Source organism: Scardovia wiggsiae (genome assembly GCF_051045985.1).
GTDB classification, from domain to species: Bacteria; Actinomycetota; Actinomycetes; order Actinomycetales; family Bifidobacteriaceae; genus Scardovia; species Scardovia wiggsiae.
Map to the genome: position 1 here is coordinate 495,607 of NZ_CP157350.1, position 18,188 is coordinate 513,794.

The following is an 18,188-nucleotide window of genomic DNA, read 5'->3' on the forward strand; positions in this document are numbered from 1 at the left end:
CGAGCTTATCCTGCCAACTGAAGTTATAAGATAACTATGAAGGTATAAAAGATTATTCAGCCTGTGGCACGCGGATCATAGCTTCCTGGACCATAGCCGCTATAAGTCTCCCGTCACGGCTGTAGACCTTTGCCGTGGCCAGCCCGCGGCCGTGGCCCGCAACCGGCGTATCCTGCTCAAAAAGGATCCAGTCATTCATGTCAATATTGTCATACCACCACATGGAGTGGTCTATGGATGCGAATGATATCCCTTTAGTTGTAAAACTTATCCCAGCGCGCCTTAGTATCGGCTCCATCATGATCTGGTCGCATCCCAGAGCCAGAAGTGCACGGTGTATGGTCTGGCTTGCGTCTACATTCCCGTCTGCTTTCATCCATACGAGCTGCTGCCCGCCCTCTGTATGTGCACTGCCTGGCGTGCTGTTCCGGCTGTGGCCTTGGCCCCCGATTTTACTGTCTTTTTTGCCTTTCCCGCCGTCATTGCCGTTATTGCCGTTATCGCTGCTGTTATTACCGTTTCCGAGCAGGACTGTCGGTGTAACATGCCGGATATCGAACGGTGATTCCTTAGCATAGTATGCTGCCAGGGGAGAGACCTTTTCATAAGGCCTCATGAGCTCTTTGACGCTGGGGAGGTCTTCAGGCTGCACGGCCACATCCGGCGCCGGATCATGGAACTGGAACCCGTCCTGCCCGTACTCCTGGAAGCTTGTGATCGCTGTGAATATCGCACCGTCGCGTTGGGTGGCATTCACCCGCCTGGAGGAGAAAGACCTGCCGTCGCGGAGGTTTTCCACATCAAACAGGACATCCTGATGGATATCGCCTGCCGCTATGAAATATCCGTGGATAGACTGGGGGAGGCGGCCTTCAGGCACAGTTTCCGATGCAGCGACAACAGACTGTGCAATCACCTGTCCGCCATAAACATGCCCGGTAGGGAAGTAGAGGCTTTCGCCCTTGATATACGTATGCTGAAGGCTTGCCGCCGGCTCTCCCAGCGACAGGACATCTATGAGACGGTTGACAGGCGATTGCGCAGATCCTGTAGGGGTACTGCGGCCAGGCATATTTTCGGACATAGCTTTATTGTATTCGCTGGCGTGATAAAAAGCTGGGAACCGCCTGTCCGTTATGTGCAGCTGTTACTCGTATACACCTGCTATTCACGGGTAAGTTTGCGGTGCAGGCGGTGCGGCTTGGAGGCCTCTTCGCCCAGGCGCTGTACTTTGTTCTCCTGGTATGACTGGAAGTTGCCTTCGAACCAGTACCAGTTGGCAGGGTTTTCGTCATCGCCCTCCCATGCGAGGATGTGGGTCGCAATACGGTCAAGGAACCAGCGGTCATGGGAAACGACTACAGCGCATCCGGGGAATGCGATAAGCGCATTTTCCAGACTTTCCAGTGTTTCCACATCCAGATCGTTCGTCGGCTCATCAAGAAGCAGAAGGTTCCCGCCCTGTTTCAAAGTAAGCGCCAGGTTCAGGCGGTTGCGTTCACCCCCGGAAAGCACGCCCGTCGGCTTCTGCTGGTCTGACCCTTTGAAGCCAAAGCTGGCAACATATGCGCGGGTGGGTACTTCAATGCCGCCCACTTCAATGAAATCATTACCGTCGGAAACTGCTTCCCATAAATTCTTATTGGGGTCCAGCCCTTCGCGGTTCTGATCAACATAAGAGACCTTTACGGTATCGCCAATTTCCAGGTTCCCGCTTGTCAGCGGTTCCAGGCCTACAATAGTCTTGAACAGCGTAGTCTTACCGACACCGTTAGGGCCTATGACGCCAACGATGCCGTTGCGCGGCAGGGTGAAGCTCAGGTCGTCGATAAGCACCCGGTCGCCGAAAGCCTTATGGATATGTGAAGCCTCAAGGACTTTGGAACCCATCCGCGGCCCCGGCGGGATCTGGATCTCTGAGAAATCAAGCTTCCTGGAGTTCCTGGCCTCAGCTTCCATCTGTTCATACCGTTCGAGGCGCGCCTTGTTCTTTGCCTGGCGCGCTTTCGGCGAACTCCGCACCCACTCGAGCTCGCTGTTGAGCCGCCTGGCGAGTTTGGCATCTTTCTGCCCCTGGACTTCAAGGCGCTTGGCCTTGGTCTCCAGATACGTGGTGTAGTTCCCTTTGTACGGATACAGATGCCCGCGGTCAACTTCGCAGATCCATTCCGCAACGTTGTCAAGGAAATACCGGTCGTGGGTCACTGCGAGCACGGCGCCTTTATACGTGTGGAGGAACTGCTCCAGCCACAGGATCGATTCCGCATCCAGGTGGTTGGTCGGCTCGTCAAGCAGCAGCAGGTCAGGGGCTTCAAGCAGAAGTTTGCACAGTGCTACACGGCGGCGTTCGCCTCCTGACAGCACTTTCACCGGGGTATCAGGATCTGGGCACTGCAGGGCGTCCATCGCCTGGGACAGCTGGCTTTCCAGATCCCAGCCGTTTGCAGCATCGATCTCAGTCTGCAGTTCGCCCATTTCTGCCATAAGAGCGTCAAAATCGGCATCCGGGTAAGCCATTTCTTCGCCAATCTCATTGAAGCGGCGAACTTTCTTCTGGATATCGCCGAATGCCATTTCAATGTTTTCGCCGACTGTTTTGTCTTCGTCAAGCGGCGGTTCCTGCTGGAGTATGCCTACCGTATAGCCGGGTGTCAGTGTTGATTCGCCGTTTGATACCGTGTCAAGCCCCGCCATGATTTTCAGCAGCGTGGATTTGCCCATGCCGTTAGGGCCGACGACGCCGATTTTGGCGCCGGGAAGGAAGCTCAGCGTCACATCATTAAGGATGACGCGGTCTCCAAAAGCCTTGCGGGCGTTTATCATCTGATAAATAAATTCAGCCAACGTATGTCCTGTTCTCTGTCTGCAGTTCTGGCCGCTCAGGGCTTTGAAGGTCCTCAGCCCTTAGTTTCCGCGGTTATTTCCAAGGTTTTACAACGGCTCCAATAATACTGGATATGTGTGACGATGCGCGTATTGCGGAGATGAGGCGGTGGAAAGCATCTGTTCTCCACCTTCCCATATGCTGGTGGTAAAACACGCAGATATAAAAATAGGAATCGCTGAAAAACCGTCGAATTAGATTTTATATATGCGTGTTTTACCACCAGGGATGAATCGTACGGCAGAAATACAGAAAATAAAATTAAAATACATCCTGTTTTTAGCGGATAATTAGCAGATAAATAGTCTGCCCAAGGCGCCCCAATCAGCTTGACTGGCTTATTGGCATGGAATCCGGCTTAGAGTTCAGATAGGCGGCTATAATAGAGGTATATGTGTGAAAGGAAACACGATGAGCGACAAAGACGGCAAAAAAGATAATAAAGGCGCCGAGGACGGCAGGGATGAGCATCACGCCAGTTTTAACGGGAAAACGATGGTGGGGCTGAAGCTCAACCTTGCAGGTGTTGGCTGCAGCGTCAATGTGGGTGAGGCTGAATCGCTTGAGTTTGAGAATTGCAAGAAGTCGGATTTCTTTATTGAATATGCTGATTCGGTCCTGACTGTCAGGCGCAAGAAGCCGCTGCTCAAGAATATTTTTGTCCTTACTGATACTGATATACCGCGGGTGAAGATCACTCTTCCTGCTCGTGTTCTTAAAAGCACCAAGATCAAGCTGAATGGGGCTGCCTGTACTGTAAACGGCTTGAATTCAAAGAAACTGACTATCAGGAACAGAGCGGCGAATATCGATTTGGACAATGTTGATATCGGGACTGCTAAAGTCAGTATTGAGGCCGGGAATGTGAAGTGGCGCAGCGGCGTGCTCCGCGAATCCATGGAACTGGCGTGCGCTGCCGGCAATGCGACGTTTGAAGGCATCCCGGAAGATTTCGGGTATGATGCGAAACTGCGTGTCGGGAAGCTGTCCCTGGGCTCCCGGCAGATCAGCGCCTTGACTGCTGCGGACAGTAAAAAAGGCACTCCATTTTTTAAAATCACATGCGACGTTGGGAATGTGTCTATCCGGTAGGTTTGGTTTGTCGGCTGACACGAATAGGAAGTAATCCTTTTAGGATTGGCGTTACGATAGAAAAGGCAGGTAATGTTGCATATTTCCCAACGGAGCTGGAACAATATCAGATGCTCGGTTTTAGAAAGAATAGAAACTATCCAAAGTTATATAGTACTGTAAATGACAATGGGACACTGCATTAGTTAGCAGATATGGAAGATACTTTTATGAGACACATCAGTGCGGCGGATTTTACGCGGCGGCTGCTACTATGTACTCCGTAGCGACTTGGGGATGTAGCTCAGTCGGTTAGAGCAAACGACTCATAATCGTTCGGTCCAGGGTTCAAGCCCCTGCATCCCCACGTACTGCTTCTAGGGCATCGGGTATGAATCGCAAAATGGCCGGGATCCGCTCTTATCCGCTCGCAGAGGAATCTTCACGGGACTTGACACGTCGCCCGCAAAGCGTATAATCACTCAAGGTTTCCGGTTCACGCCTGCTAAAGGGGCATGGCGACCCGGTTCCCTTAAGTCCCTAGGAGAAATATGAAAAAGGATATCCATCCGGAGTACGTACCTACCGAGGTAACCTGCTCATGCGGTAACCACTTCGTTACCCGTTCAACTGTCACATCCGGACATATGACCGTAGATGTATGCTCTAACTGCCATCCTTTCTACACCGGTAAGCAGAAGATCCTTGATACCGGCGGCCGCGTTGCCCGCTTCGAGGCACGCTACGGCAAGAAGAACAAGTAGCTATACGTTTGACGCCAGGCCCGGCATACGCTGGGGCTGGCGTTTTTGTATTCTACATTGTATCTTCCGCTGAGTTGGCTCTGCACAAAAACAGGCAGGCATAAACAGATATAAACAGGCATAACCCATGCGCCTGGCAACAGGCGCTGAGGGCGCCGGCAGCAGAAGGATGCTGGCGGTCCCTCATAATATCCCGCACAATATCAAATAAGGAATATACGAATGGCACAGGTTGAAGATTTTCCGGCAGCACAGCTGGCACTGGATGAGTACCATGATATTGAGCAGCAGATGAGCACTCCGGAGGTGGCATCGGATCCGGATAAGATACGTAAGCTCGGCCGGCGCCACGCCGAGCTGGCACAGATCGTCTCCATATATGAGGAGTACAGGCGCGTTGCAGGCGACCTTGAAGCGGCACAGGAGTTTGCCGCCGAGGATGAAGGCTTCGCCGCGGAAGCCGCCCGGCTGGAGGCGCAGCTGCCGCAGCTGGAAGAAAAGCTGCGTACAGCGCTGATCCCGCGTGATCCCGACGATGCCCGCGATACGATCATGGAAATCAAAGCAGGCGCCGGCGGCGAAGAGGCAGCGCTTTTTGCGGGCGACCTGCTGCGTATGTATACCCGGTACGCCGAAAAACGCGGGTGGTCCACTGAGGTCATGAGCCAGAACATGACTGAGCTCGGCGGCGTAAAAGACCTTCAGATTGCATTCCGCACTAAAGGGGCGGTGGCGCCTGCCGACGGTGTATGGGCATCGCTCAAATATGAGGGCGGCGTGCACCGTGTGCAGCGTATCCCCGTGACTGAATCCCAGGGGCGCATCCAGACTTCCGCCGCCGGCGTGATCGTGTTTCCTGAGGCCGATGATGACGATGATGAGATAACCATTGATCCTAAAGATCTGAAGATCGACATATTCATGAGTTCCGGTCCCGGCGGGCAGTCAGTAAATACTACGTATTCTGCTGTGCGAATGACGCATATCCCTACAGGGATCGTAGTAAGTATGCAGGATGAAAAATCCCAGATACAGAACCGGCAGGCAGCACTGCGTGTCCTCAAGTCACGGCTGCTGGCAATGAAACATGAGGAGGAAGCCCAGGAGGCCGCTGATATGCGCCACTCCCAGGTCCGCTCCCTTGACCGTTCGGAACGTATCCGCACATACAATTTCCCCGAGAACCGCATCGTAGACCACCGCACGAATTATAAGGCATACAATCTTGATGCTGTCCTTGACGGCGACCTCCAGGCTGTGATCGATTCCGATATACAGGCTGATGAGGAAGCCCGCCTGGCCCGGCAGAACCAGTAGCGGAAGCAGCAGCTGCAGCACAGTACGGCGGCAAGGCTACGGCAGGGTAGCGGGCCACTACGATAGATATTGAACAATGGATATTGGGTTTTCTTTCAATTCCCCAGTCGGGGATGTCCTCAGCGGGATTGCGCAGGCTCTGGGGCAGGCAGGCATAGAACATGCGGATAATGAGGCGCGGCTCCTTCTCAGTTCTACGTTTGGGGTGTCTTCGTCAGATATTACCCTTGCAGTGATTATGGGGACAAGCCTGAAAGATCTGCAGTCTGCCGGGCATTGCCCGATCAGCACTGCGGGCGCCCAGGAAAAGAACTTCCAGCTTTTAAGGCAGCGTGTCATGCGCAGGCAGGCTCGGGAACCTTTGCAATATATAGTAGGATATGCCCCTTTCAGGTTCCTGAAGATATCCGTGGGACCGGGGGTTTTTATCCCCCGCCCTGAAACAGAGACCCTCGTCCAGATAGGCCTTGACTGGCTGCGGGATAAAGGGCAAAGTGTCAGCGCGGAAGGGCACAGTGCCGGAGCAGGGGACAGCAGCACCGGAGAGGGGACCGACAGTACAGGAAAAGGCAGCAAGGCAGGGGAAGGGCAGGGCAATGAGGACGGCCGAAGCGCGGCTCCAGCTCATCCGCGTATTGCCGACCTGTGCGCAGGCAGCGGGGCAGTGGGGCTTTCAGTGTTAACAGAGTGCCCCGGCACCGAAGTATATGCTGTTGAGCTTAGCGATGATGCGCTGAAATGGGCGCATAAAAATGCGGATAAAATCTGCCGGACTGACCCGTCAGCTAAAAACCGCTATCACCTTATCCGCGGCGATGCTACGGATTCTGAGATCGCTGATATCCTCGGAGCGGGCCGGTTCGACGCTGTCCTGAGCAATCCGCCGTATGTGCCCCTCAGCCGGATACCTCAGCAGCCTGAAGTCCGCGAATATGACCCTGATATCGCTTTATACGGCGGCTTGGCAGATGGGCTGGATATCCCGCAGAAGATCATCATCAGCAGTTCCCGGCTTTTGCGCCCCGGCGGCCTGCTTGTTATGGAGCATGATATCTCCCAGGCGGCAGCATTGCGGAGCTTCGCATCACGGCATGGGTTCAGTGATGCCCGGACCTGCCCGGACCTTACAGGCAGGGACCGTTTCCTGGCAGCAATAAAGCGGTGAGCTACTGCTTCAGATAAGCTACCGCATCAGGTAAGCTGCAAACGTCTGCGGCGGCAGATGCAGCCGGTATCGGGAGGCATTCCCTTCGATTGTTTCCCAACGGGGCATACCGCCGATATGCAGGAGCAGGCCGGCAGCAGGGCCAGTCCCAATGTCGAATGCTTCTTCGGATGTCCCCGGATTGACGGCAATAAGGACAGACTCACCGGACTTCGGGTCTGTCCTGGTATAGGCAAGGCTCCGCATGTCCTCCTGTGCAAAAACTGCTGACAGCCCTGAAGACGGCGAAAGCGCAGGATGTGCGCGGCGCAGGCTTATGATATCCCGGATGATGCTGAGGAGTGAATGCGGGTCAGCATCCTGTGATTCCACGTTTATGCCGTCATCCGCGCCGGAAGTGTCTACGGGCAGATAAAGGCGTGAGGGATTGGCAGAAGAGAAGCCGCATGAGGGCGACGCTCCGGCATTATACGGCGCCCACTGCATGGGGGTCCTGCTGCCGGTCCGCCGGTATCCTCCTTCTTTTGTAGGGATATCGCGGTAATGCATCCCGATCTCATCGCCATAATAAAGGAAAGGTATCCCGGGCATAGTGAAGACCATCCCGTAGGCCAGGCTTATCTCACGCGCTGTCAGGCGGGGTGCAATACGCGGGGTGTCATGGTTGCAGGTCAGGAAGCTGAAGCTGCCGAGCAAGTGTGACCTCTCATACTGGGGCAGATAATCTTTGAGGAACCCTACAGGTGATGTTCCTGAATCGGCGTTGAAATAGCTTTTGTCATCATCGCGTACAAGAGGTGTATCCGTATCCCGCAGCAGCTGGTTGTACCCGTTAGGGTTTCCCCAGCGCCAGTCGAGATAGAAGTCCATATCGAAGCCTGCCTTGAGGGAAAGCCACGGGCGCCCCCATTCCGATACGAAAGCAGCCTGCGGGAACTCTTCCCTGACAGGTGCAAGCATCCGTTTCCATGCTGCGGTTGTATACGGCTTGTCGTCAGGATCGAATTTCACCAGCGAATCGGCCATATCAACACGGAAGCCGTCGCATCCGCGTGAAAGCCAGAACTGCATGATATCAACCATTGCGGCTTCGGTTTCCGCAGCATGCCTGCTTCCCGCCGACTGCTGCCAGGGCTTGCGCGTATGGGCGAACCCGTAATTGAGGGCAGGCTGGCATTTGAAGAAATTCAGTATATACGTAGCATCACGCTCGCTTTCGCCTCCTATGAATGGGAGTGAATCGCCGTTGCTGAAGGCGCTGTCGGTCCATATATACCGGTCGGCGAATTCCCCAGGATCTGCAGACGAGCTGCGTGTGAACCATTCGTGCTCCTCGCTGGTATGCCCCGGGACAAGGTCCAGCAGCACATGCATCCCCCGCCTGTGCGCTTCGCTGAACAGCCCGATAAGATCATCATTAGTGCCGTACCGCGGCGCAACCAGTTTATAGTTGCGCACATCATAACCGGCATCCTTGAAAGGCGAATCGAAGCAGGGGTTGATCCACAGGGCATTGCATCCCAGCGACTGTATATAGCCCAGCTTCTGTGTGATGCCGGGGATGTCACCGATCCCGTCACCGTTGGAATCGTAAAAGCTTTGGGGGTATATCTCATAGAACACTGCATCCTGCAGCCACTGCGGGCTGTCTTTGTGCCATGGGGCTGTACCTTCCGCAATAGGGATCGGCCCGCTGCCTGCATCTGGGGATGCGGGGCAGCTGCCGCCCTCTGTACTCATCTGCCGGTTCTGCCGTGCTGCCGGTTTTTCTTCAGTACTGGTCATGAAGGATACTTTAATGCATCATAGGTACCCGTCGGGGAACCTGCAGAAAGTCTTCCTGTGCCCATTTCCTGCGGCCTGCTGAAAATATTACTTAAAAATATTATCGGATTTGGTTCGCATTATTCGCGTGTCTGATTTGTACGCAAAATACATTTCTGCTACCATCAAAAGTGAACGTTCTAATTAATACCACAGTAGGTATATGAGGAACGCGGAAAAAGGAATAGTCCCCGCGAAGCAGTGGGGGTTTAAGGAGAGTTATTTATGAAAAAACTCACAAAAGTAATGAGCATTGCAGCTGCCGGTGCCGTGCTGTTTGGTATGTCCGCATGCGGTAACAGCAACAATGGCGGCGGCTCAAATGACAGCAATGTGACACTCACTGTTTGGGGTCCTTCCGAGGATCAGGCTAAGTCCGATTCCTGGCTTCAGACCATGGAAAAGAACTTTGAGAAGGCCAATCCGAATACCAAGTTCACATGGAAGAATGCTGTAGTGTCTGAAGGGGATGCCGGCAAAAAGGTAAAGACAGATGCTAAGGCCGCGGCAGACGTATATATGTTTGCTAACGACCAGCTCGGTACTTTGAAAGAATCCAATGCTATCTCAGAGCTTTCTGATGATGCGGCAAAGCAGGTAAAGGAGCAGAATTCTGATTCTGTTATCGAGTCTGTAACCGGTTCCGACGGCAAGCTTTACGGCGTACCGTTCACCGGCAATACATGGTTCATGTATTACAACAAGTCAAAGTTCACTTCCGATGACATCAAGAGCCTTGACACCATGCTTCAGAAGGGCAAGGTAACTTTCCCCGTTTCCAACTCATGGTATTTCCCTGCATTCTATATGGGCAATGGCGGTACCATGTTTGGCGCGAAGGGCACAGATGCAAAGGCCGGCGTGAACTTCCCGGATGCTGCTGCTGTAACCGCATACCTTGCTAAGCTCGTTGCAAACCCGAACTTCTCAGATGATGCTGACGGTTCAGGTATCGCTGCTGTCAAGGCAGGGAAGGCTGATGTCTTCTTCTCCGGTACATGGGATGCTTCCAATGCTAAAGAAGCCCTCGGCGACAACTATGCTGCTGCCCCGGCGCCTTCCTACACCCTGAACGGCAAGTCTGTACAGATCAAGCCATTCTCCGGTTCCAAGGCAATCGCTTCCAACCCTAACTCCAAGAACCCGAAGTGGGCTTCGAAGTTTGCTGCATACCTTGGCAGCAAGGAGGCACAGAAGGCACATTACACAATGAGCAATGTTGTCCCGTCTGACAAGACCCTTGCGGATCAGGCCGATATCAAGTCTGATCCTGCCGCTATTGCTCAGATTGAGACCATTGAGAAGTACTCTGTGAACCAGCCTACGATTTCTGCTATGAATAACTTCTGGGAGCCGGCAACGACTTTCGGCAAGGCACTTTCAGGCAAGACCGTGACTGAGTCCAATGCTGAAGCTCAGACCACGTCATGGCTGAACTCCTATAAGAAGTAGTTCATATAACTACACAGGGCTGAAAAGTCCACATTAGTGTGAATGGGGGCCCGTAGCAGATTGTGCAGCGGGCACCCATCATTATTCCATATTCATTCCACACAATAAAAGGAGGTGGATCGTGACAGCGACGGCACAGACGCCGGCAGTCAGTAAGAAGAAGCAAAAAAAGGTAAGCAAAGATTATGTTGCCCCGTCCCGTTTCTCTTTTATACACGCTTTGAAACACGGAAGCGTTATTTCTAAGCTTTCTTTCTTCATATTTGGTTTAGGCAATCTGATCCATAAACAGTTCGTCAAGGGGATAGCTTTCCTCGCTGTAGAAGCGGCTTTTATCTATTTCTTCGTTACTGCAGGTATCCACAATTTGTCACGGCTTCCCAGCCTTGGCGGAGGCACACAGCGGCGGGTCAAAATCGATGGTGTCTGGAACTATATTAATCCGGACCCTTCAGTTGAAGTACTCCTCTATGGGGTCATAACCGTTGTCCTTATCCTGATTTTCGTATGGCTGATGTCCATATCGATGTCTTCGGCGTACAAGGCAGAGACCCTTGCCAGGGAGAACGGGCATGCCCCAGGGATCATCGATGACCTGAAGAGCCTTACCAATGAGAATGCTTCAGTATCGCTGATGTTCCTGCCGACGTTGGGCATCTTCATCTTCACTATCCTGCCATTGGTCTTCATGATTTCCATGGCGTTTACAAATTATGATGAAGGCCATACCGACCAGTTCACATGGGTAGGGTTTGACAGCTTTAAGCGGGTCTTCTCGACTACCGGTTCCACTATCAATATCGGGCTGTTTGCCAGTGTCCTCGTCTGGACCCTGGTATGGGCATTCTTTGCTACATTCCTCAATTATTTCTTCGGGCTGTTCATGGCTATGATCATCAACCGTAAGACGACCCGCCTGAAGGGGTTCTGGCGCGCAGTATTCTCAATGTCTATTGCTGTCCCGCAGTTCGTCTCGCTCCTTGTTATGCGTACGATGCTGCAGCAGAACGGCGCAATAAACCGCCTGCTTGAAAGCTGGGGATGGATCAGCGGACCGCTGCCGTGGCTGTCCGACGCGACATGGGCTCGTGTGACTGTTATCGTCATCAACCTGTGGGTGGGTATCCCGTACACGATCATGCAGGTTACCGGCATCCTTCAGAATATCCCCGCTGACCTGTATGAGGCAGCAAGGATAGACGGTGCGAACTGGTGGCAGATATTCCGCAAGATCACCATGCCGTACCTGTTCTTCGTCATGACGCCTTACCTGATCACGACATTTACCGGCAACGTCAATAACTTTAACGTTATTTACCTTCTTACGAACGGCGACCCGACCCCTGTCGGCGCGTCCGCGGGCAAGACGGACCTGTTTATCACATGGCTGTACAAGCTGACTGTAGATAAACAGAATTACAGCCTTGGCGCAGTCATAGGTATTATGACGTTCATCGTCCTTGCCGTAGTTTCACTGATAACGTATCGCAACTCCGGCTCCTACAAGAATGAGGAGGGATTCCAGTGAGTAACAGTACAGCAGTTGCACAGGAAGAACGCCAGTATCAGAATGGTGCCTCAGGGCTGAAGAACCAGAGGACGCGACGGATCATCCTTGATATCCTCACGCATCTGTTCCTCGCAGTGATGGGGATCATCTGGATACTGCCGATAGTCTGGGTATTCCTGGAAAGCTTCAACGCAGACCAGGGGGCTACCCAGAATACCTTCTTCCCGACTAAATATACGGTAAACAATTATGTGAAGCTGTTTACGGAAACGGATGTGATGAACTTCCCGAGGATGTTCCTCAACACATTCATTATTGCAGTTTTTGTCTGCCTTATCAGCCTGTTCTTTGTGCTGTCGGTAGCATTCTGCATGAGCCGCCTGCGCTTCCATTTCCGCAAGACCTTCATGAATATTGCCCTTATCCTAGGCATGTTCCCGGGGATCATGGCTGTTGTGGCTATCTACTTCATCCTTAAGGCTATGGGTCTGACCAGCAGTTCCGGCACTTTGATTGCGCTGATCATTGTCTATTCTGCAGGTTCCGGTGCAGGTTTCTACGTGATGAAAGGCTATATGGATACGATCCCGGCCTCCCTGGATGAGGCTGCTTACCTGGACGGCTGCACCAAATGGCAGGTGTTCTGGAAGATCATCGTCCCTATCTGCAAGCCTATGATCGTATACCAGGCTATTGTCGGCTTCCTTGCCCCGTGGCTTGATTTCGTCATGGCAGGGGTGATTGCCCGCGACCAGCATGGCTGGACGGTGGCTCTGGGCCTGTGGAATATGCTTCAGAAAGAGTATATCTACCAGTGGTACACCCGCTTTGCTGCGGGTGCGGTATGCGTATCGGTCCCTATCGCTATCCTCTTCATCCTTATGCAGCGCTTCTACCAGGAAGCAATGTCAGGCTCCGTCAAGGGCTGACATATCGCAGGATAATGACAGAGGCTGCAAGGGATATATGCAGCCGGACATATTGGACAATGCCCGCTTACGGTTCCGCAGGCGGGCATCTGTTATGTTTCGGGGGTGTTTCCGGGGAAACGAGGTGTGATGTATAAATTCGTTTTTCTTGACCTGTACGGTACTTTGCTTGATATCCATACAGATGAAGCGTCCCCGGAGCCGTGGGAGGCCCTGTATGCTTATCTGCTTCCATACTCTGGAGGGAATCACAGCTCCGGGGCGGATGCAGAGGACAGCGGTGCCGGTATACATTCGCCGGAAAACCTCAGGCAGAGGTTTATGGCCAGGGAACAGCGTGAAACCGAGCTGGCGCTTGCCGGTACGGGCAACGGCAGCTTGCCTGGCGGCGCTGTCCCGGCGGACGGCGCTGCGGGACACCCGGAAGCAGCGTTACGGGACGGGAAGGATGCTTCGCAGGTCGAGATAGATATTGCTGAGGTGTATACAGGGATATTCTCCGATATGGGCATCAGCGCGGAAACTGTGAGCGGGGAACATCTGCTTGTGCGCGCACCTACCGTTTTCAGGGAGGCGTCACGTCAGTGGATCCGCATATTCCCCGGGGCTGCTGACTTCCTCACGGCACTGAGGAAGAAGGGACTGACCACAGTGCTCGCATCCAACGCCCAGGAGCTGTATACGGATAAGGAACTAGAGGGGCTTAAACCCTTCCTGGACAGGGTATTCCTCTCATCCCGGATAGGGTATAAAAAACCGTCCCCCGCCTTTTTCGAGCATATTCTGCAGTGCACGGGCGCTGCTCCGGCCGAAACGGTTATGATAGGCAACGACAGCGTATGTGATATCAGGGGAGCAGCCGGTGTGGGCATTGACGGGATATACCTTGATACAGGCGGCACCGGTGGTCCCGGTAATGCCGATAGTACAGCCGGTACTGCCGAAACTGCCGGAACGGATAACGGCACCTGCCGTTCCTCTGCACAGGAGCCACAGGCAGTGTTATCCGTCCATGGTGCAGACTATCAGGCTGTTTATGATTTTATAGCAGGCCGCAGTCTATAATGGGGACACATCCATCAACGGATCAGGAACAGGATAAGTGGGTTGAACTGATATGCCGACAAGCAGCGAACTTAAGAAAAAGCGCAGGCACAGGGGGAACAGCGATTACCGCCTGAGCTGTTTTGTTATTTTGTTCATGGTTCTTTCCATGCTTGGCTCAAGCCTTGTGCGGACCGGATCCATAGACCCTTCAAAAATGGATATGTTTACGCTGACCGTTGCTGTCCTCTGCGAAGCTTTGTCATGGATGGCCCTGCCGATAGCAGCATGGCTGTTCGTCAAACATTTTGAGACATGGGGTATGAAGCTGCGGTATTCGCTTATACTCCTGGCTGCCGCGGCGCTGTCTGAAGTACCGTATGATTTCGTTTCTACAGGCCAGTGGGTCACGTGGGAAACACAGAATCCCCTGTGGGCACTTGCAGTATGTTCCGTTGTCCTCGCTGCATGGGACTGGCTGGGGCGCTTCGAAGAATTCACCCGCTGGATCTGGCGTATTATAGCCATCATCGGTGCGCTGACGTGGGCTTATGTATTCCGCCTGGGCCTGCGCGAGCATATCCTTTACCAGGGTATTGCCCTTATAGGTTTTGTTGTCGTTTTCCATGCACTGAAATCTAAAGAAAACACCATGGTTTACATTGCGGGGGCGTGGGGCGCACTGTTCCTCCTTGCCCCGGGGATTGGGGTTCTGTTCCTCCATGCGCGTAATGATGAGGAGAAGTATCCGGCCCCTCCGTTCCGCTGGATGCTTGTTGCCTCATACCCGCTGCTGCTGGCGGCTTTTGCTGCCGTCAGGTATCTGGTGTATTAGCATCAGGCCTGCTGCATAAGACCGGCGCAGTTTGAAGGCAACACGCTTGGCAGCAGATTATTAGAACGTGCGTATAATAGGTATATCTTATTGACTCAGAGCTGAGTGAGGTTTCTATGATCACTATGATGGGGAAATCCATCAGGCGGTACTGGTGGCTGTTCGCAATGCCGACATTTATCGCTTTTATTATAGGGTTCATTGCCCCGTTTATTATGGGCGTCTGGTTAAGCTTCTGCAAGTTTGGGACAGTAGCTGACGCACGGTTCACGGGGCTAAAGAATTACCAGGGCATTTTCACTGACGGGACGTTCCTCCATGCGCTCCTGTTCACTATAGCGTTTACCGTAGTAACAACGGTTATTATCAATGTCCTGGCTTTTGCCGTTGCCTATATGTTCACTAAGGCAATGAAAGGCGCAACGTTCTTCCGTTCTGTATTCTTCATGCCGAACCTTATTGGCGGTATCATCTTGGGGTGGGTGTGGCAGCTTATCCTCAACGGCATACTTGCACATTGGGGCAAGTCGCTCACGTTTTCGCCAGCATACGGTTTTTGGGGGCTTGTTATCCTTGTATGCTGGCAGCAGATCGGCTATATGATGATCATCTATATAGCAGGACTGCAGAGCCTGCCTACGGATGTGCTTGAAGCAGCGCAGGTGGACGGGGCAACCCCCCCTCAGACCATGTTCAGGGTCATTATCCCGCTGATGATGCCCAGCATTACGGTCTGCACGTTCCTTACAGTGACAGGCGGGTTCAAGCTTTTTGACCAGAATCTTGCGCTGACTAACGGGGGCCCCGGGCGCCAGAGCGAGATGCTGGCCCTGAATATATACAATACGATTTACGGGCGCCCGGGATTCGAAGGCGTAGGGCAGGCTAAGGCAGTGGTCTTCTTCATTATCGTCGCTGCTATTGCGCTCCTGCAGAACCATCTCACAACAAGCAGGGAGGTGCAGGCATGAATCAGAAGGTCAAACATACCCCATTATGGACCATATTCTTCGGTATCCTGTCGTTGGCATGGCTTTTCCCCATAGCTGTTATCCTGTATAACTCTTTTAAGACGAAGGCCTATATTTCATCAACATATACCTTCCAGCTTCCCAACTCCAAATCTTTTGCGGGGCTGGACAACTATACTCTGGGTGTTGCACGCACGGGATTCATGGAATCCTTCGGATGGACTGCGTTCATTACTGTAGGGTCTGTGTTCCTTATTCTTCTGTGCACCAGCATGTGCGCGTGGTGGATAGTGCGGGTGAATAACTGGTTCGCCAAATTTATTTATACCCTTTTCCTGTTCAATATGATCGTCCCGTTCCAGATGGTCATGTTCCCCCTGGTCAAAATAGCGGATGTTATTGGCTTCGACCTTCCGGATGACGGCGGCAGGATAGGGCTGAACCAGCCGTACGGGCTGTGGTTTATTTATCTTGGCTTCGGCGCGGGCCTTGCTGTGTTCATGTTCACGGGGGTGATAAAGAGCCTCCCCTCCGAGATCGAGGAAGCTGCCATGATAGACGGTGCAAGCGTCCCCTATACATTCTTCGGCATCGTTGTGCCGCTGATGCGGCCCAGTATTATCAGCGTGGGTATCCTGGAGACCATGTGGATATGGAACGATTATCTTCTCCCATACCTCATCCTTCCGCGGGAAATCCAGACGATCCCTATTGCCGTCCAATACCTTAAGGGCGGATACGGTTCGGCAGATATGGGCGCGATGATGGCCTGCCTGGTCCTCGCTATAGCGCCGATCATAGTTTTTTACCTCATTTGCCAGAAGTACATCATCAGTGGTGTTACGGCCGGTGCGGTGAAAGGTTAGGGATGTTCAGGGGCTGTTTGCGCTTATGGTATTACAGCGGTTTGAACGTTCAAATAAATAAAGGTATAAATGAAGCAATGCCGGAGGGGATGATACCGATCCTGCCTGCGGGGGCCTCACAACCCTGTGCAGCCCAGATACGGCAGTTCCCGCCAGTATCCTTTCATTTAGGTAACAGTACAAGTAAAAGGAAGGCTCGATGATGAATCGTACAGTTACACGGGTAATCGGCGCGCTGGCAGCGTCGGTGCTGGCTATCGGGGGCCTTGCTGCATGCGGCAGCAGCAGCGGGTCGAATGGGAAAGGCAAGGTATATTACCTGAACTTTAAGCCGGAAGCCGCTGACCAGTGGAAAAAGATCGCGGAGACCTACACCAAGGAGACAGGTGTTAAAGTAAATATCCGCACTGCGGCGTCAGGCACTTATGAGCAGACACTGAAGTCCGAAATGGCCAAGTCCAATGCACCAACACTGTTCCAGGTCGGCGGGCCGATACAGGACTCATCATGGCTGAAGCCGTATCTTGCCGATATGAGCAAGAGCGAGGTCTACAAACAGCTGCAGAACCCTGATCTCGCCCTGAAATCAGACGGTGTAGTGAAAGCGGTCCCGTATGCAATGGAAACCTACGGCATCATCTATAACAAGGCGATACTGAGCAAGTATTGTGAGAAATCCTATGCGGTTGTCAAGTCTGCAGATGAGATCAACTCTTTTGAAAAGCTCAAGGCTGTTGCCGACAGCATCCAGGAGCACAAGTCGGATCTTGGGGTAGACGGCGCATTCACTTCTGCAGGTTTCGACTCCAGCTCTGACTGGCGTTTCAAGACCCATCTGGCGAATATGCCTCTGTATTTTGAAATGCTTGCCGGCCATATCACAGGCCAGCCCAAGACACTGAAAGGGACTTACCTCAACCAGTACAAGAATATCTTTGACCTTTACCTCAATGATTCCACAACTCCGAGAACACAGCTGTCCGGCAAGACTGCTGATGATGCGAATTCAGAGTTTGCTACGGGGAAGGCCGTATTCTACCAGAATGGTACATGGGCATGGTCTGATCTGCAGAAATCCGGCTTCAAGGCTGGTGACCTCGGTATGATGCCTCTGTATATTGGTGCAGGCGATGAAAAGAACCAGGGCCTGACCACAGGGTCTGAGAATTACTGGTGCATCAATTCCAAGGTTTCTGCGGCTGACCAGAAGGCTACCGAGGCATTCCTTAAGTGGATGGTCACCAATAAGAAAGGCCAGGACGCCCTTGCCAAGGATATGGGCTTCGTGACCCCCTTCAAGTCCATGGAAAACATCAAATCTGAAAACCCTCTGACCCAGATCGCCCAGGAAGATGCTAAATCCGGCAAGAAGGATGTAACGTGGAACTTCACTATTATCCCTTCGACCAAGTGGAAGGATGACCTCGGCTCGGCACTGCTTGCTTATGCCCAGGGCACCGGGACGTGGGATGGTGTCAAAAAGGCATTCGTAGACGGTTGGAAGACCGAATACGACGCTACACACTAGAACTGCTGAAAACTGAACTCAAGGCGTC

The 18,188-nt window shown here is 52.9% G+C and carries 15 protein-coding genes and 1 tRNA gene; 13 read left to right on the forward strand and 3 right to left on the reverse strand.

Going from position 1 to position 18,188, the window contains the following annotated elements; genetic code table 11:
- Positions 1-52: 52 nt before the first annotated feature.
- Both ABKA16_RS02135 and ettA read right to left on the reverse strand, forming a co-directional pair.
- Complete coding sequence (locus tag ABKA16_RS02135) at positions 53-1,084, reverse strand: acyl-CoA thioesterase (protein ID WP_380999309.1); 1,032 nt, start codon at positions 1,082-1,084, stop codon at positions 53-55.
- An 80-nt stretch (positions 1,085-1,164) separates the two neighbouring features.
- Positions 1,165-2,844, reverse strand: coding sequence for an energy-dependent translational throttle protein EttA (gene ettA / locus ABKA16_RS02140; protein ID WP_380999306.1), 1,680 nt, complete (start codon positions 2,842-2,844; stop codon positions 1,165-1,167).
- Positions 2,845-3,295: 451 nt separating this feature from the next.
- Between ettA and ABKA16_RS02145 the strand changes: the two genes are divergently transcribed.
- The 5 genes from ABKA16_RS02145 (at position 3,296) to ABKA16_RS02165 (ending at position 7,201) form a co-directional block, all read left to right on the forward strand.
- Positions 3,296-3,976: a hypothetical protein gene (locus tag ABKA16_RS02145; RefSeq protein WP_380999303.1), complete on the forward strand. Its 681-nt coding sequence runs from the start codon at positions 3,296-3,298 to the stop codon at positions 3,974-3,976.
- A gap of 272 nt (positions 3,977-4,248) precedes the next feature.
- Positions 4,249-4,322, forward strand: a tRNA-Ile gene (locus tag ABKA16_RS02150).
- A gap of 184 nt (positions 4,323-4,506) precedes the next feature.
- Positions 4,507-4,719, forward strand: coding sequence for a 50S ribosomal protein L31 (rpmE, locus tag ABKA16_RS02155; RefSeq protein WP_007147468.1), 213 nt, complete (start codon positions 4,507-4,509; stop codon positions 4,717-4,719).
- Between the two features lie 222 nt (positions 4,720-4,941).
- On the forward strand, positions 4,942-6,036 hold the full coding sequence (gene prfA, locus ABKA16_RS02160; RefSeq protein ID WP_380999300.1) for a peptide chain release factor 1: 1,095 nt from the start codon (positions 4,942-4,944) through the stop codon (positions 6,034-6,036).
- A gap of 76 nt (positions 6,037-6,112) precedes the next feature.
- A complete protein-coding gene (locus tag ABKA16_RS02165; protein ID WP_380999297.1) occupies positions 6,113-7,201 on the forward strand; it encodes a N5-glutamine methyltransferase family protein in 1,089 nt (362 codons plus the stop codon).
- Between the two features lie 18 nt (positions 7,202-7,219).
- On the opposite strand, the gene ABKA16_RS02170 is transcribed toward ABKA16_RS02165, so the two are convergent.
- Positions 7,220-8,986 carry an alpha-amylase family glycosyl hydrolase gene (locus ABKA16_RS02170; RefSeq protein ID WP_380999295.1) on the reverse strand — a complete coding sequence of 589 codons (1,767 nt, stop codon included), beginning with the start codon at positions 8,984-8,986 and terminating at the stop codon, positions 7,220-7,222.
- A 264-nt stretch (positions 8,987-9,250) separates the two neighbouring features.
- On the opposite strand from ABKA16_RS02170, the gene ABKA16_RS02175 reads away from it, so the two are divergent.
- From ABKA16_RS02175 to ABKA16_RS02210, 8 genes are all read left to right on the forward strand, one after another.
- Entirely contained in the window at positions 9,251-10,477 is a 1,227-nt protein-coding gene (locus tag ABKA16_RS02175) for an extracellular solute-binding protein (protein ID WP_380999292.1), read from the forward strand.
- 121 nt (positions 10,478-10,598) lie between these two features.
- Positions 10,599-12,005, forward strand: a complete 1,407-nt coding sequence (locus tag ABKA16_RS02180; RefSeq protein ID WP_007147463.1) for a carbohydrate ABC transporter permease — start codon at positions 10,599-10,601, stop codon at positions 12,003-12,005.
- 56 nt (positions 12,006-12,061) lie between these two features.
- Positions 12,062-12,916, forward strand: coding sequence for a sugar ABC transporter permease (locus ABKA16_RS02185; RefSeq protein WP_231198091.1), 855 nt, complete (start codon positions 12,062-12,064; stop codon positions 12,914-12,916).
- A gap of 129 nt (positions 12,917-13,045) precedes the next feature.
- Positions 13,046-13,981: an HAD family hydrolase gene (locus tag ABKA16_RS02190; protein ID WP_380999289.1), complete on the forward strand. Its 936-nt coding sequence runs from the start codon at positions 13,046-13,048 to the stop codon at positions 13,979-13,981.
- A gap of 52 nt (positions 13,982-14,033) precedes the next feature.
- Positions 14,034-14,795 (forward strand): ABC transporter permease, encoded by a 762-nt coding sequence (locus tag ABKA16_RS02195; protein ID WP_380999286.1) that lies wholly within the window; start codon positions 14,034-14,036, stop codon positions 14,793-14,795.
- Between the two features lie 116 nt (positions 14,796-14,911).
- A complete protein-coding gene (locus tag ABKA16_RS02200; protein ID WP_380999283.1) occupies positions 14,912-15,766 on the forward strand; it encodes a carbohydrate ABC transporter permease in 855 nt (284 codons plus the stop codon).
- Positions 15,763-16,632 carry a carbohydrate ABC transporter permease gene (locus ABKA16_RS02205; RefSeq protein WP_380999280.1) on the forward strand — a complete coding sequence of 290 codons (870 nt, stop codon included), beginning with the start codon at positions 15,763-15,765 and terminating at the stop codon, positions 16,630-16,632. Before ABKA16_RS02200 ends, ABKA16_RS02205 begins: the two co-directional genes overlap by 4 nt.
- A 199-nt stretch (positions 16,633-16,831) precedes the next feature.
- Positions 16,832-18,160: an ABC transporter substrate-binding protein gene (locus ABKA16_RS02210; protein WP_380999277.1), complete on the forward strand. Its 1,329-nt coding sequence runs from the start codon at positions 16,832-16,834 to the stop codon at positions 18,158-18,160.
- The last annotated feature ends 28 nt before the right edge of the window (positions 18,161-18,188 follow it).

What these genes read in the sequence shown, in the direction of transcription:
- prfA (WP_380999300.1), top strand. Translation starts at nt 4,942, where the DNA reads ATGGCACAGGTTGAAGATTTTCCGGCAGCACAGCTGGCACTGGATGAG.
- ABKA16_RS02210 (WP_380999277.1), top strand. Translation starts at nt 16,832, where the DNA reads ATGATGAATCGTACAGTTACACGGGTAATCGGCGCGCTGGCAGCGTCG.
- ABKA16_RS02165 (WP_380999297.1), top strand. Translation starts at nt 6,113, where the DNA reads ATGGATATTGGGTTTTCTTTCAATTCCCCAGTCGGGGATGTCCTCAGC.
- ABKA16_RS02145 (WP_380999303.1), top strand. Translation starts at nt 3,296, where the DNA reads ATGAGCGACAAAGACGGCAAAAAAGATAATAAAGGCGCCGAGGACGGC.
- ABKA16_RS02135 (WP_380999309.1), bottom strand. Translation starts at nt 1,084, where the DNA reads ATGTCCGAAAATATGCCTGGCCGCAGTACCCCTACAGGATCTGCGCAA.
- ABKA16_RS02175 (WP_380999292.1), top strand. Translation starts at nt 9,251, where the DNA reads ATGAAAAAACTCACAAAAGTAATGAGCATTGCAGCTGCCGGTGCCGTG.
- ABKA16_RS02195 (WP_380999286.1), top strand. Translation starts at nt 14,034, where the DNA reads ATGCCGACAAGCAGCGAACTTAAGAAAAAGCGCAGGCACAGGGGGAAC.
- ABKA16_RS02200 (WP_380999283.1), top strand. Translation starts at nt 14,912, where the DNA reads ATGATCACTATGATGGGGAAATCCATCAGGCGGTACTGGTGGCTGTTC.
- ABKA16_RS02170 (WP_380999295.1), bottom strand. Translation starts at nt 8,986, where the DNA reads ATGACCAGTACTGAAGAAAAACCGGCAGCACGGCAGAACCGGCAGATG.
- ABKA16_RS02190 (WP_380999289.1), top strand. Translation starts at nt 13,046, where the DNA reads ATGTATAAATTCGTTTTTCTTGACCTGTACGGTACTTTGCTTGATATC.
- ABKA16_RS02205 (WP_380999280.1), top strand. Translation starts at nt 15,763, where the DNA reads ATGAATCAGAAGGTCAAACATACCCCATTATGGACCATATTCTTCGGT.
- rpmE (WP_007147468.1), top strand. Translation starts at nt 4,507, where the DNA reads ATGAAAAAGGATATCCATCCGGAGTACGTACCTACCGAGGTAACCTGC.